The following is a 13,633-nucleotide window of genomic DNA, read 5'->3' on the forward strand; positions in this document are numbered from 1 at the left end:
TGAACACCGCGTCCCCCCTCACTGTCGCCTCGACGTTGTAGCCGGAACTCTGAAACAAAAAGTTTGCGACACATCCCTTCATAGTGCTGTGCGCCGTCCGACAGAAAAACCTCAGCCCGAAAGTGGCGCCGCTCCTTGCCCTCGCGCGGCGCGAGCTCGGGGAACGCAAAGCTCGGCACGCGATAGCTGCGCATGGCCACTTGATAACAAAACTCATCATGTGGGCCGTGCGGAACAATGATCTTGACACTATCGGCTTCGCGCGACCTGAGCCTCCAAGCCTCGCTCCCGCAGTTGTACAGCCACGGCCTCAAGGGCTGGCTTGACGCTCTGGTCGAGGAAGGCATTCACCTCGTCACGGCCATGAAAGCGGATGATGCGGTTCAGGCTCCGCTGCCAATTGCCACCAACGGTGACCTGGGGACCTGGACGATACGCCGAGATGCCCAAGCGCTCAGCCGGATGCACGCGCTCGTTCTGCAAGGCCCGCAGCAACCCGTAGCACAGGACAACCATAATGACTGCGAACGGCAACGCACCGGCGATGGCGGCTGTCTGCAACGACTGGAGCCCACCGGCAACGAGGAGGACGGCGGCAACAACGCCCGCTGCCAGTGCCCAGAACACCCGCTGCCACACGGGCGGCTCTTCCGACCCACCCGAGGCGATGATGGAAATCACCAGCGCTCCCGAGTCGGCGGAGGTCACGAAGAAGGTAACGATGAGCAGCATTGCCACAAGCGATGTAAGCGTTGACAGCGGCAGCGCCTCCAGGAGCACGAAGAGAGCCACGGGCATGTTGTCCGTGACGATTTGGGCAATGGGAGCAATGCCATTCATCTGCATCCACAGGGCCGTGTCGCCGAAGACCGTCATCCAGAGGAAGGTGAAAAGAACCGGGACAAGAAGCACGCCCATGACGAACTCGCGAATGGTGCGTCCGCGGGAGATGCGGGCGATGAACATGCCGACGAAAGGCGACCAGGAGATCCACCAGCCCCAGTAGAACAGGGTCCAGCTACCAAGCCACTCATTCGGCTCATAGGCATAGGTCCGAAAGGTCAGACGCACGACGTCACTGAGATACGCGCCGATGTTCTGCATCAGGGCCCGGAGGAGGAAGAGAGTCGGACCGGCGATGAGAACAAAGCCAAGAATGAGGATGGCCAGAATGACGTTGAGCTCGCTGAGGCGGCGGATGCCGACGTCAAGGCCAAGAACTACTGAGACTGTGGCAAGGGCCGTGATGCCGGCAATGAGCGCGAGTTGGATGCCGACAGTTGAGGGCAACCCGAAGAGATGCTCAAGCCCGGCATTGACTTGCAGCACGCCCAGTCCGAGCGAGGTCGCGACCCCGAACATGGTCCCGAACATCGCGAAGATGTCGACGGCGTTCCCGACCGAACCATGGATGCGCTCTCCCAGAACCGGGTAGAGCGCCGAGCGGACCGTGAGAGGCAGGTTGTGGCGGAACGAAAAGTAGGCCAGGGCCAAGCCGACCACGATGTAGACGGCCCAGGCATACATGCCCCAATGGAAGAAGGTGATCACCATGGATTGGCGCGCGGCGTCCAGCGTGTTGCCGGGACCCACGGGCGGCGCCGTATAATGGAAGATCGGTTCAGCCACGCCGAAGAACATGAGGCCGATCCCCATTCCTGCGCTGAACAGCATCGCAAACCATGACACATAGCTGTAGTCGGGCTCGGCATCGTCCGAGCCGAGTTTGACCTCGCCATAGCGGCTCAGCATGAGAAAGAGAGCAAAGCCGAGAAACCCCGCCACTGCGGCGATGTAGAACCAGCCGAATCCTTCGACGATGGATTGCTGCACAGCTGTGAAGGAGGCGCTGGCAACTTCGGGCCGGATAGCGCCGAACGCCACGAACACTGCGATGAGGCCTGCCGAGATGAGAAAGACAGGCCTGTTGATGTGGGGCGTTGGCTGCTCAATATCCGGCCGTGGCATCGCCGTCTTTCCTATGACCGCTTGCGCCCACCTCCTCCCGATAATCCTTGATGGTTGGATAAGGTCCACCCGGGCCAGCATCTTGCTTTCGGAGCATCCTACCGTCCTTGGCGTCTCAAACACGAACGGTTACGCTAGTCGCGAGGTCGGGTCATCAACTGGAAGCGTAATGGCATCTGCCTTTCTGATTGGGCTGATGCTCGAAGGTGAAGGCATGGCGGAACCGACAGGCAAGCACTCCATGTCAGAAATCCATCAGGCCTCCTGGCGGCAAAGGTTGGGTAGCCCCGGCCTGGAGCGGGATTGGGATTATCTCCGACGGCTCCTGCTCACGCTGGTGGTCCTGGGGCTCGCCTATTTCCTTTGGCGCATCTCAGGAATTCTGCTGCTTCTGTTCGCCGCGGTTCTGCTGGCTGTTCTTCTCAGAGCATTTGCGGACCTCATCGCGCGGCACACCCCTATTCCGGAGCAGTGGACCCTAACCGCGGCTATCCTCATCGTTGCGATTTTGGCGGCGGCATTTCTGGTCCTGTTTGGGTCCCAGATCTGGGGGCAGATTGCTCAGGTGTTCGAGAGGCTGCCCGACGCCATTGATGCTGTTGGCAGTCGGATCGGCATCAGCAACGCCAGCGAGGAGCTTGAGAGCACTATCTCTTCGAATCTGGGGCCCGGTGTCCTGTCCCGGGCGGCAGGTCTCGGCTACACCGTTGCCGGAGCCTTGGCCGATCTGGCGCTGGCGGTCATCGCGTCGATCTACCTTGCCGCCGATCCGCGCCTATACCGTCGTGGGGTCGCCAAGCTCCTGCCCCCGAGCCAGCACGCACGCATCTTTGACGCTATGGACGTGACTGGCAAGGCGCTGCGGCTCTGGTTTGCCGGGCAGCTCGTCACAATGGTGCTGGTGGGCCTCGCATCGGGCTTGGCGTATTGGTGGATCGGCCTGCCGTCTCCTGTGGCACTAGCCACCATCGCCGCCGTCACCAACTTTGTGCCGTTTGTTGGCCCCATCCTGGGTGCCATTCCGGCCCTTGTCTTTGCGCTCACCATGGATTTGCAGAGCCTGCTGTGGACCGTGGGATGGATATTGACGATCCAGCAGATCGAGGGAAACGTCATCACGCCGTTTATCCAGAAGCGGGCGGTAGCAATACCGCCCGTGGTGGTGCTGTTCGCCATTGGGGTGTTCGGACTGTTGTTCGGTTTGCCCGGCATCTTCCTTGCGGTGCCGCTGGCGGTCGCCATCACCGTTCTCGTCAAGAAACTCTGGGTCCGCCAAACCTTGGGTGAGGACACCAGCGTTCCAGGTGAGGAGACACCAAGTGATGACGCTATGCCCAAGGCAAAATGAGCCTGCACAAGCTCATCAATGTAGATTTGAGAACTCGGGATCGTCAGGGGCTCGCCTGTAGAGTTGGTGACGACCCCGTTAGTTAATCTCATATCGGTCATTGGATCGCAGCGCCGGCTTCCTGAGCTGCGTCCAAACAGGAGCACAACACAAAGTACTGAGATGCTGCAGAACCTTGTCCAGGCCTGTCCGTTTGCTTGGCTGGTGTCCAAGCCGCCCTGTTCGAAGGAGACAGACGATGCTGAAGATGAAGCTTGCAGCAGGCCTTGCCGCAGCCGCCCTGCTGGCCGGACCGAGTTTTGCCCAAACCACGGCTCCGACCCAGCCTGCCGGTCCTGGTCAGGTGATGACCCAGATGCCACAAGACCTGATGCGCGGGTCACAGCTGATGGGCATCGACGTGTACGGGGCCGACAACCAGAAGATCGGCGACATCGATGAGGTGCTCGTGGACCGTCAGGGCAAGATCCACGGTCTCGTCGTAGGCGTCGGCGGCTTCCTGGGCATCGGCCAGAAGGATGTGGCCATTCCGTTCGATCAGGTGCAGTGGATGTCGAACCAAGAGGTTCAGGCCTCCTCCGGGACCGCCACTCAAGGCAACTCCGGCACGAACACGGCCGGCGGCGTGACCGTGCCCAGCACAGCCACAAGCCGGACGAACCAGCCGGCGACCACCGGCAGCACCGCGGCCGGCACCACCGGCTCGCCCGGAGCAGCCGGAACCCTAGGCGGCGCAGGTACCGGGGGCACAACCGCCGGAACCGGCACGGCAGCGGCTGGCACCGACCCCAACATGCCGGCCCGCGCCATGGTGAAGATGACCAAGGCCGACCTGCAGAACGCTCCCGAGTTCCGCTACGCCAACGATCAGAACCGCGCCAGCGCCGCTGGCAACACCACCCCGCCGCCCCGGAACGTGAACACTCCCGGCAACACCCCGCCGAACGCTCCACAGCAGTAGGAGGTCCGGGAGGATCCCGGGGCGGATCCCCAGGGCACCTGCAATCCCTCCTACAGGGTTGGCCTCAAATGAGGGGTGCCGTTGCGGCGCCCCTCGTCTCCGCCTCGCCGCCTTTATCGGGCCGGGCGAATTGGACAAAGCCGGGCAGCGCCGGGAAACGCACTCTCTCCTGATGAGTTGAGCACTTAGACCGGTGCCGACACGGTCCTCCGGGTTGATCCAGGCGTTGACGGGCACAGCACTCAGCCGGGCTACGAGCGCCATACCCAATTCCATGTCACCGGCGCGGCTCCAGATGGGACGCTACATTGAACATCGTACTGCTCCCGATACTGCCGCTTCTGGCAGCCATCTTCCCTCCGTTGGCAATCCGGTCGGGGCGCTCCCTGTGCGCAGTGTCAGCTGCGATTTTCACGGTCGCCGCGCTCCTCATCCTGGCAGCTGCTGCGCCGGCGATTTACCGGGGCGAGCTTGTTCAAGCAACCTACGAGTGGCTGCCGCAGTTCGGCCTGTCATTCAGCGTGTTCCTGGATGGACTGGGGTTCTTCTTCGCGGCGATGATCCTCGGCATCGGCCTGCTGATCATCATCTACTCTCGCTACTATTTAAGCGAGAAAGACCCAATGGGGCGTTTCTATGCCTACCTTCTCCTGTTCCAGGGGGCCATGGTGGGCGTTGTCATCAGCAACAACATTCTTCTGCTGGTTGTGTTTTGGGAACTCACGAGCCTGAGTTCCTTCCTGTTGATCGGCTACTGGCGCGCCCTTCCTGAGGGACGCCAGGGCGCGCGCATGGCGCTGGTCGTGACCGGCGGCGGCGGCCTCCTGCTGCTTGCAGGTCTCCTCCTCCTCGGCCAGATCGCGGGATCCTACGAGCTGACCGAGATCCTACAGCGGGGCGATGTGATCAAGGCCTCGCCGCTCTACCTTCCAATGCTGCTTCTCGTCCTGGGTGGCGCCTTCACCAAATCGGCCCAGTTCCCGTTTCACTTCTGGCTGCCGCACGCCATGGCGGCTCCGACGCCGGTGTCGGCCTATCTGCACTCAGCCACCATGGTGAAGGCAGGCGTGTTCCTCATGGCCCGCCTGTGGCCCGCGCTTGCGGGAACGGAAGCTTGGTTCCTCATCGTTTCCATGACCGGGCTGATCACTATGCTGATCGGAGCCTGGATTGCCCTGTTCAAGGATGACCTGAAGGCGATCCTCGCCTATTCCACCGTCAGCCATCTTGGCCTGATGACCATGCTGCTGGGGTTGGGCACGCCGATGGCCGCGGTGGTGGCCGTCTTCCACATCCTCAACCATGCCACTTTCAAGGCGGCGCTGTTCATGAGCGCGGGCATCGTGGACCACGAGGCGGGCACGCGCGACGTCCGGCGCCTCGGCGGCCTCCTGCATCTGATGCCGATCAGCGCCACCCTCGCCCTCATCGCGGCCGGGTCCATGGCGGGCCTGCCGCTGCTCAACGGCTTCCTGTCGAAGGAAATGATGCTGGAGGAGGTTGTGCACACGCCCTATGCGGGCAACCCCTGGATCATGCCGACCCTGGCCACTGTCGGCGCCCTACTCTCGGTCGCCTATTCGGTCCGGCTTGCCATCGCGACTTACCTGGGTCCGGTCCGGACAGACTACCCGCACCACCCCCACGATCCCCCGCTCGGGCTCTGGCTCCCCGTCGCGACCCTGGTTGTTCCGGTGATCGCCATTGGCCTTCTGCCGGCGGTGATCGCCGGCCCTGTGGTGGAACGGACTGCCCTCGCTGTCATCGGCGGTCAGGCTCTGCCGTCCTACTATCTCGCCCTCTGGCACGGCTTCACTCCCGCCCTGATGATGAGCGTCGTGGCGCTCGCCGGCGGAGCGGCGCTTCTGATGGCGTACAAGCCGCTGGACCGCCTCCGCCTCGCCATGCCGCGCCCGGAGGCAAAGCGGATCTTCGACCGGGTGCTCGACAGCGCCGCCCGTGGGGCCAGGATCGTAGTCGCGGCGCTCCATACCGAGTCGCTGCCCCGCTACTTCGCGACGATCATTGTGGCCCTCATCATCGTCGGCGGCGCCGGGTTCATGACGGGAACCCACGCGGCGGGAACCAGGGCTCCCCTGCCCGTCAACGGGCCGGCGCTGGTCATCTGGGCCACTCTCCTGGCCACCAGCGTGGCGGTTGTGGTGCTGCACCCCAACCGCCTCCTCACGCTCCTTCTGACCAGCCTCGTGGGGCTCGGCGTGTCGATTGCCTTCATTCAGTTCTCGGCCCCGGATCTCGCGCTGACGCAGATCTCGGTCGAGGTGGTCATGACGATCCTGCTGCTGCTGGCCCTCAATCTCCTGCCCCGCACGACACCCAGGGAAACTGGCTGGCTCCGTCGTGCGTGGGACGGCGTCATCGCCAGTGTGGCAGGCCTCGGCCTAGCGGGCCTCGCTTACGCCGTGATGACGCGGGACTTCCAGCCCATCTCCGAATACCACCTGGCGCAGTCCAAGCCCGGCGGCGGCGGCACGAACGTTGTCAACGTGATCCTCGTCGACTTCCGCGGCTTCGACACATTCGGCGAGATCATCGTGCTGTGCATCGCGGCTCTCGCCATCTACGCCCTGCTCGACAGCTCGCTCCGGGGTGCCGCCGCGCGCCGTCTGGCCTCTATGCGCCAGGGCGAGGAGGCTGCGGACGCCCACCCGCTCATGCTCGTCGTGGTCACCCGCGTGCTCCTGCCGCTTGCCCTGACGGTCGGCGCCTTCATCTTCCTGCGTGGCCACAACCAGCCTGGCGGCGGCTTCGTTGCCGGGCTCGTGGTTGCCATCGCGCTCCTGATGCAGGCGATGGCAAGCGGCTATGTCTGGACCGCGGAGCGCCTGCGCCTGAACGCCCACACGATGCTCGGCCTCGGGGTGCTGCTGGCGGGTCTCACAGGCCTCGGCTCTCTCCTGTTCGGCCGTCCCTTCCTGACCAGCACCTTCGGCTACGTCCATCTTCCCGTCATCGGCGAGTTCGAGCTCGCCTCGGCGATGGCGTTCGACACCGGTGTCTTCTTCGCGGTGGTCGGAACCGTTCTGCTGTCGCTTGCCCAGATCGCACGGGTGGAGGCCCGCGCCGAACGCAAGCCGGTGCCTGCAGGTCCGTCCGACATTCAGCTGCGTCACCCAGCCGCCGCCGTTGCGCCCCCAGCCACCGTCCTTGGAAAGGAGCCCTGACCATGGAGATCCTCGTTGCAAGCGCCATTGGGGTGCTGAGCGCCGCCGGCATCTACCTGATCCTGCGCGGGCGCAGCTTTCCGGTCATCATCGGCATGACGTTTCTCTCCTATGGGGTGAATGTCTTCCTCTTCGCCATGGGACGGCTGGCCGTCGACAGGCCGCCAATCATCGCGTCCGACACGACGGTCTACGCGGACCCGCTCCCGCAGGCCCTGGTGCTGACCGCCATCGTGATCTCGTTCGGCATGACGGCCCTGATCGTGGTGCTGGCACTGCGCGGGTTCCTTGAGACGGGATCGGACCGGGTGGACGAGGGCATCCCGAAGCTGCCCGAGCCTGTTGACGAGCGGCTGACCTCATGAGCGGCTGGATCATCGCCCCCATCATCATCCCGGCCATGGCGGCGGCGCTGCTGCTGCTGCTCCGGCGGTCCCCGAACCTGCAGCGTCAGGTGTCGCTGGCGGCAACCGCTCTCCTGTGCCTGGCCAGCATCAGGCTTTTCATGCTCGCCATTGAGGGTGACGTTCTGTCCTACAGGCTCGGAGACTGGCCGGCACCGTTCGGGATCGTCCTCGTGCTGGACCGGCTGTCCGCCACGATGGTCCTGCTCTCGGGCATTCTGGCGTCAGCCGTGATGCTTCACGCCATCCGGGGATGGGACGAGAAGGGACACCATTTCCATCCTCTCTTCCAGTTCCAGCTCATGGGCATCAATGGGGCTTTTCTGACCGGGGACGTGTTCAACCTGTTCGTTTTCTTCGAGGTGATGCTGATCGCCTCCTACGGGCTGCTTCTCCACGGCGGCGGACCACGCCGCCTCGGCGCAGGTTTCCAGTATGTGGCGATCAACCTCCTCGGCTCGACGCTGTTTCTCTTCGCCGTCGGTATCATCTACGGCGTAACCGGCACGCTCAACATGGCGGACCTGGCTGGGAAGGTCAGCCAGGTGGCCGCCGGCGATGTCGCGCTGCTGCGCACCGGCGCCCTGCTGCTGTTCCTGGTGTTCGCCCTGAAGGCCGCGCTGGTTCCCCTGCATTGGTGGTTACCCACCGCCTATGCCGCAGCCCCTGCCCCCGTCGCAGCCCTCTTTGCCATCATGACCAAGGTAGGCGCTTACGCCATCATTCGTGTGTTCACGCTCGTCTTCGGGGCAGAGGGAGGGGCTGCCGCATCCATCGCGGCGCCCTGGATCCTACCGGCTGCGTTGGCGACGCTTGCGATTGGCGCCATCGGCGTCCTGGCGAGCCGCGTGCTGGTCGACCTTGTTTGCTTCGCAGTGGTCTGGTCAATGGGCTCTCTTCTTGTTGCCGTGTCTCTCTTCGACGAGCGAAGCCTGACCGCTGCCCTCTACTACACCCTGCACTCGACTTTGATCGGAGGAGCCCTGTTCCTGCTCAGTGACCTGATCGCCTCCCGGCGGGGGCGCTCGCGCGACGATCTTGAGCCCAGCCCTGTCATGGCGAATGCTGCGGTGCTGGGCGGCCTGTTCTTTCTCGCTGCCATTGCCATGAGCGGCCTGCCGCCCCTGTCCGGATTCATCGGCAAGCTGATGATCCTCGATGCGACCCGCACCTCCGGTGCGGCCGGATGGATCTGGGGCATCGTGCTTGCAACAAGCCTGTTAGTCATCATCGGCTTCAGTCGGGCTGGCACGATGCTGTTCTGGAAGAGCGAGGCTGTAGCGGGCACCCTTGAGCCTCCAGCTCCCGCTCGCGCCGCCTCCCTAGCGCCAGCGGCGATTCTCATTGTCGGAACCGCCCTGCTCTCGCTTGGTGCCGGCCCGGTGACCCGACACCTGGAAGCAACGGCGCAGCAGCTCGTGACGCCGCAATCCTATGTGGATGCGGTTCTGGGCCGACCGGCTCAGGCGCAACGGGCAACGGAGGTGCGGTGATGGCCCGGCTTTTTCCGCAACCGATCCTCAGCATCGTTATCGCGCTCGTCTGGGTGCTGCTCGTGAACGACATCTCGGCCGGTGCCGTGGCGCTCGGCATCCTTCTCGGCTGGGGGATCCCGAAGCTGACGAGCCGCTACTGGCCAGACAAGCCACGTATCCGGCGGCCTTTCGCGGTCCTGGAGTACTTCGGCATCGTGCTGAAGGACATCGCCGTTTCGAACGTTCAGGTGGCCTATTGGGTTCTGTTCCGGCGCGGCGACACGCTCCGGTCCCAGTACGTCACCGTTCCGCTCGACCTGACCACGGCAGAGGCCATCACAGCCTTGGCGGGAACTATCACATTGACCCCGGGCACCGTCAGCGCAGACCTCTCCGCCGACGGACGCTCGCTGCTTGTCCATTGCTTGGAGACCACCGATCCCGCCGCGACCGTCGCCCAGATCAAGGAGCGCTACGAGCGCCGCCTCAAGGAGATCTTCGAATGATCGACATCGCCTGCATCATCGCCACCGCGACCATCGCAGTCGCAAGCCTTCTGACCCTTTACCGCCTGACGCGCGGCCCTGGCGTGCTCGACCGGATTCTGGCTCTCGATACCTTGGTGATCAATACCATCGGGCTGATCGTGGTCATTGGTCTGTGGTTTCGCACGACGATGTACTTCGAGACGGCCCTCCTCTTCGCCATGGTCGGCTTCGTGACCACCGTCGCCCTGTGCAAATACCTCCTGCGCGGCAACATCATTGAATGAGAAGCCTCATGGTCATCGTGGAAGTCGTCATCTCCCTTCTCGTCCTCGTCGGCTCGTTCTTTCTCTTCGTCGGCTCACTGGGGCTCGCCAAATTGCCGGATCTGATGCGGCGCCTTCACGGTCCGACGAAAGCGACTACTCTCGGCATTGGCTCGATGTTGATCGCGTCCATGCTGTATTTCTGGGCGGTCGAGGGAAATCCATCGATTCACGAGCTCCTGATCACCCTGTTTCTGTTCCTGACCGCACCTGTGACCGCACAGATGATTGCCAAGGCTCATATCCTTCGCGAGACCCGGGAACGGAAAGCGCTCCCCGACACCGGCCGATCTGTTGGCTGGGCTACGCTCGATCCTGCGGAGGCCGATGAGCGTTCGGAAGTCACGCGGACGATCTCAACTCCATAACGGCCGCCACATGAGGCACGGGTCACATCCTTTTTGCTGCTGATGAATAGAAAAGAGGTCACATGCAGCCTGGAACTGTCCCGAGGATCACGCAGAAATTCGGGCTTGGGCATCATCCTGGAACGGTGGCCTGCCTCCTTCTGGGCGGCCAAGCCCAACCTGCTACGATTGCGATGTCATTCGAAATCACGGCTGCTCACGCCATGCGGCTGACGGCAGTCGCTCCAGTTGATCCTTTCACTCCCCCGCCACGCCCTACCTTCAGTCACAGCTTGCGGTCTTTGGTCGAGGATATTGACCCCGTAGCCATGCACCAATCCGCAAGGTCAGCGATTGAGGAGTTCGAAGCTCACGGCCATGACAATAGGCTCCGGGTAAGCCGGGTTGTTGGCGGATCAGACATTCGGGAGTTGACCGCGAAGGCGGCTGAGTCCGACCTTGTGCTCGTTCCCGCCAATGTGGGAATGGATGGAGGCTGGGCGGAGGGCTGGAGCGAGGTCGCAGAGTTTCTCGTGCGGCGCAGCGACGTCGCTATTCTCCGGGTTTCGCGCAAACCGCTCAACGTCAGGAAAGTTGTTTTCGTCCTTTCCAGCACGGAAAGGTGCTCACAGCTGGCGCGTGGATATTTGGAGCTCGGTCTCTGGCCAGAAGCCAGCATTTCGATCCTGCCCATCGGAGAATATCGTCCGGGTGTGGCGGAGAACGTCAGGGAGCAGCTTGACCTGCTTCGTACCCGATCCCGTAATGCAGCGCTTCTCCCGCCGATTGATCTCGACTTTGAGGCAGCCGATCTGGAGCAGGTCCTGTCGCCGTTCCAGGCTGCTGTGATGGGGCATCTGTCCTACAGGGCGGGCTGGTTCGACTCGGTGAGATCGGACCCATTTGAAGTCGTCGCCTCGCGTGCTCCTGTGGTTCTTGTCCCTTGAAAGCGGTCCTGCCGTTCAATCGCGGCGACCTGCGGGCCTGAATAGTTGGAGTGAGGCCGTTATGCTGCTGACGGCTTGGGAGCCTGCTCATGCAGCGCGGTGGACGCAGCCCGGGCCCGTGGACCTGCTTGGCCGTCCTGGCTCGTCGCCAGCACTGCCGGCGCGCAGCAGAACGCCCTCGTCCAGACTGGCTTGATCCCAAACCTCAATGGGCTGACGGAGGTGGATGACGACGACCGCATGGTCCAGCCCTGGAACATCTCGGTGGACCGTGTCGAGGACATGGATCTGTCCTCGCCTCCGGCACAGAAAATCGCTGAGATCGAAGAGTTGTTGCAGCCCCCCTCTGGCCGGATAACAGCCTCGGTGGTGGAAATCGATGTACCCGGCGCTGATGAGCGGGAAGTGGTTGTCGGCGTCGATCAGGTGAACCTGCAAGGTGAGCGTCTGACCACGGGCCTGACGGCAGACCAGCTCCGGACCATGCCGAATTGAAAGCAGTAGTGCCAAAGCCCCGACACTCAGGAGGTTCAGGCACGGTCGTCAATACCGAAAGCCGCTGGTCGCAAGTGGTATGGCGAATGCAGCCGAAGGGGCTATGACGTCCTGCTCCCCGGTACTCCTCAATCGCGCGATCCGTAAACCTCACTGGCAGCACGGGTCGATCAGCTAAGCTCTCTCTCTACCTGCGTCCGATATCGCCGAATAAACTGGAGCAGGGTTGAATAGGTATTCGGCCAGTACCATCCATGACGGATGGAGAAGCGAATTGAACTCACAAACGCAATCGGCCAGGTACTTCAGCAGGTTACAAACGCGCCAGCACAGGACATTCACATCGAGGGCAAGCCCCTGCGGGGCGGCATCGAGGCTTCTGGTGTCACCCTGGTGACGGTGCGCTACCGCAGCCATTCCCACCGTCAGCAGATGTTCCGGCTCGTCGCGAAGCAGCTGACGGGCCGCCCTGCGCGTGAGGCTGCGGTTTATCAAGGTCTTGTGGCCGCGCACGCTCGAAACCTGGCTCCCGGGCTTCTGGCGGTCGAGGAGTCCGGACCCGGCAACGTTCTCCTGCTGATCGAGGCCGTTCGCCGGACGACCTCTTGGCCGTGGCGCAGCCTCAAGGCGGGAGAGGAGCTTCTGGTCCGCTTGGCGGAACTCCATGCGGACGCCGCGGGGGCGGCGGCGCTTGTTCCCGAATGGGACTATGAGGAAGACCTCCAGGCTGTCGCAGAGCAGACACGGGAGGCCCTGGAAAATTGCCGGAGCGACCCCGACCTGGCGATCCTGGTGCGAGACCTGCCGGCTCTCGACCGGGTGGTTCGCGCCCTTCCTGCCCTCAGGAGGCAGTTGCTGTCTGAACGCCCGTTCGGCTCTCGGCCCATTCATGGCGATCTCCACCCCGGCAACGTCCTCATGGGTCGGCGGCACGGGCAGGATAAGCCGATCCTCCTCGACTGGGGCCGGGCGCGTGTCGCCTCGCCGCTGGAGGATGTCAGCTCGTGGCTGCAGGCGGTCGGCTATTGGGAGCCGGAGGGCCGGCGGCGTCACGACACGTTGCTCGCCTCCTACCTGTCGGCGATGGGCATGGACCGGAGGCTGACCCCTTCGGTGCGGGCAGTATACTGGATGGCTGCGGCGTCGAACGCTTTGTCAGGTGCCCTGCTCCATCATCTGCGCATCGCAAGGAACGGCTGTCAGTCCTCGCGGCAGCGCGCCGCCGCGGCCAGGGCTGCCCAGGACGCGCTCCGCGTTGTCCGCCGGGCGGATGCGTGGTGGCGATGAAGTGGCTGCTCTGAAGCAATCACCCACGCCACCAGAAGCAGTTAGCGGGTGCTGTGCCACACGCTCGTTAGGGGAAGTGAAGCTTCCGGGTGAGGCCACGTCGGAGCCGCTGGGGCCATCGCGAACGCGTTTGTGGAGGTGGCCAACAAAACGAAGTCGAACCGCAACCACGTTCCAACTCGCGACCCGGAGCTTGTAGGGATAGCTCCGGAGCAAATTCTCTCCCCCTTTTCGGGCCGCGGTGGTGAGTGTCCGAGCTGCCGCGCCAGCTGGTTCGAATCAGTCAAATCTGACTTGTTCAAGATTGCCGCCTCACGCTTTCCAATGCCTCTTGTCTTTTGAGGGCTGCTCCTGCCGCCCGATGGCAGCCCACCGGCGTGCCGAACAATACGAATCGCGAACCGT

The 13,633-nt window shown here is 63.2% G+C and carries 13 protein-coding genes; 11 read left to right on the plus strand and 2 right to left on the minus strand.

Translation table 11 applies throughout. From position 1 onward, the window contains the following. A partial coding sequence (locus JQC81_RS33405) for a hypothetical protein (RefSeq protein WP_246520606.1) occupies window positions 1-194 on the minus strand: 194 nt, incomplete at its 3' end. A 55-nt stretch (window positions 195-249) separates the two neighbouring features. Next, the gene (locus JQC81_RS22795) at window positions 250-1,968 is read right to left on the minus strand and encodes a BCCT family transporter (protein ID WP_246520607.1); all 1,719 of its coding nucleotides are present in this window, start codon (window positions 1,966-1,968) and stop codon (window positions 250-252) included. Window positions 1,969-2,137: 169 nt separating this feature from the next. On the opposite strand from JQC81_RS22795, the gene JQC81_RS22800 reads away from it, so the two are divergent. The 11 genes from JQC81_RS22800 (at window position 2,138) to JQC81_RS22850 (ending at window position 13,228) form a co-directional block, all read left to right on the plus strand. After that, window positions 2,138-3,316 (plus strand): AI-2E family transporter, encoded by a 1,179-nt coding sequence (locus tag JQC81_RS22800; protein ID WP_203274102.1) that lies wholly within the window; start codon window positions 2,138-2,140, stop codon window positions 3,314-3,316. Window positions 3,317-3,554: 238 nt separating this feature from the next. Next, complete coding sequence (locus tag JQC81_RS22805) at window positions 3,555-4,277, plus strand: PRC-barrel domain-containing protein (RefSeq protein WP_203274103.1); 723 nt, start codon at window positions 3,555-3,557, stop codon at window positions 4,275-4,277. Window positions 4,278-4,585: 308 nt separating this feature from the next. Further along, window positions 4,586-7,462 (plus strand): monovalent cation/H+ antiporter subunit A, encoded by a 2,877-nt coding sequence (locus JQC81_RS22810; protein ID WP_203274104.1) that lies wholly within the window; start codon window positions 4,586-4,588, stop codon window positions 7,460-7,462. Between the two features lie 2 nt (window positions 7,463-7,464). Beyond that, window positions 7,465-7,827: a Na+/H+ antiporter subunit C gene (locus JQC81_RS22815; RefSeq protein WP_203274105.1), complete on the plus strand. Its 363-nt coding sequence runs from the start codon at window positions 7,465-7,467 to the stop codon at window positions 7,825-7,827. Next, entirely contained in the window at window positions 7,824-9,359 is a 1,536-nt protein-coding gene (locus JQC81_RS22820) for a monovalent cation/H+ antiporter subunit D (RefSeq protein ID WP_203274106.1), read from the plus strand. The genes JQC81_RS22815 and JQC81_RS22820 overlap by 4 nt, the downstream gene beginning before the upstream one ends. Continuing rightward, on the plus strand, window positions 9,359-9,847 hold the full coding sequence (locus tag JQC81_RS22825) for a Na+/H+ antiporter subunit E (protein WP_203274107.1): 489 nt from the start codon (window positions 9,359-9,361) through the stop codon (window positions 9,845-9,847). Before JQC81_RS22820 ends, JQC81_RS22825 begins: the two co-directional genes overlap by 1 nt. Further along, entirely contained in the window at window positions 9,844-10,113 is a 270-nt protein-coding gene (locus JQC81_RS22830; RefSeq protein ID WP_203274108.1) for a K+/H+ antiporter subunit F, read from the plus strand. The genes JQC81_RS22825 and JQC81_RS22830 overlap by 4 nt, the downstream gene beginning before the upstream one ends. Window positions 10,114-10,121: 8 nt before the next feature. After that, window positions 10,122-10,520 (plus strand): Na+/H+ antiporter subunit G, encoded by a 399-nt coding sequence (locus JQC81_RS22835; protein ID WP_246520608.1) that lies wholly within the window; start codon window positions 10,122-10,124, stop codon window positions 10,518-10,520. 512 nt (window positions 10,521-11,032) lie between these two features. Then, entirely contained in the window at window positions 11,033-11,446 is a 414-nt protein-coding gene (locus JQC81_RS22840; RefSeq protein ID WP_210347249.1) for a hypothetical protein, read from the plus strand. A 99-nt stretch (window positions 11,447-11,545) separates the two neighbouring features. Further along, window positions 11,546-11,941, plus strand: coding sequence for a hypothetical protein (locus JQC81_RS22845; RefSeq protein ID WP_203274111.1), 396 nt, complete (start codon window positions 11,546-11,548; stop codon window positions 11,939-11,941). A gap of 261 nt (window positions 11,942-12,202) precedes the next feature. Further along, window positions 12,203-13,228 carry a phosphotransferase gene (locus tag JQC81_RS22850; protein WP_203274112.1) on the plus strand — a complete coding sequence of 342 codons (1,026 nt, stop codon included), beginning with the start codon at window positions 12,203-12,205 and terminating at the stop codon, window positions 13,226-13,228. Window positions 13,229-13,633: the final 405 nt, after the last annotated feature.

The sequence above is a fragment of the Microvirga arabica genome (genome assembly GCF_016811235.1).
Lineage (GTDB): Bacteria > Pseudomonadota > Alphaproteobacteria > Rhizobiales > Beijerinckiaceae > Microvirga > Microvirga arabica.

Bases quoted from the DNA above. Each gene is read 5' to 3' on its own strand.
- JQC81_RS22805 (WP_203274103.1), top strand. From the start codon at position 3,555: ATGCTGAAGATGAAGCTTGCAGCAGGCCTTGCCGCAGCCGCCCTGCTG.
- JQC81_RS22825 (WP_203274107.1), top strand. From the start codon at position 9,359: ATGGCCCGGCTTTTTCCGCAACCGATCCTCAGCATCGTTATCGCGCTC.
- JQC81_RS22820 (WP_203274106.1), top strand. From the start codon at position 7,824: ATGAGCGGCTGGATCATCGCCCCCATCATCATCCCGGCCATGGCGGCG.
- JQC81_RS22815 (WP_203274105.1), top strand. From the start codon at position 7,465: ATGGAGATCCTCGTTGCAAGCGCCATTGGGGTGCTGAGCGCCGCCGGC.
- JQC81_RS22800 (WP_203274102.1), top strand. From the start codon at position 2,138: ATGGCATCTGCCTTTCTGATTGGGCTGATGCTCGAAGGTGAAGGCATG.
- JQC81_RS22835 (WP_246520608.1), top strand. From the start codon at position 10,122: ATGGTCATCGTGGAAGTCGTCATCTCCCTTCTCGTCCTCGTCGGCTCG.
- JQC81_RS22830 (WP_203274108.1), top strand. From the start codon at position 9,844: ATGATCGACATCGCCTGCATCATCGCCACCGCGACCATCGCAGTCGCA.
- JQC81_RS22850 (WP_203274112.1), top strand. From the start codon at position 12,203: ATGGAGAAGCGAATTGAACTCACAAACGCAATCGGCCAGGTACTTCAG.
- JQC81_RS22795 (WP_246520607.1), bottom strand. From the start codon at position 1,968: ATGCCACGGCCGGATATTGAGCAGCCAACGCCCCACATCAACAGGCCT.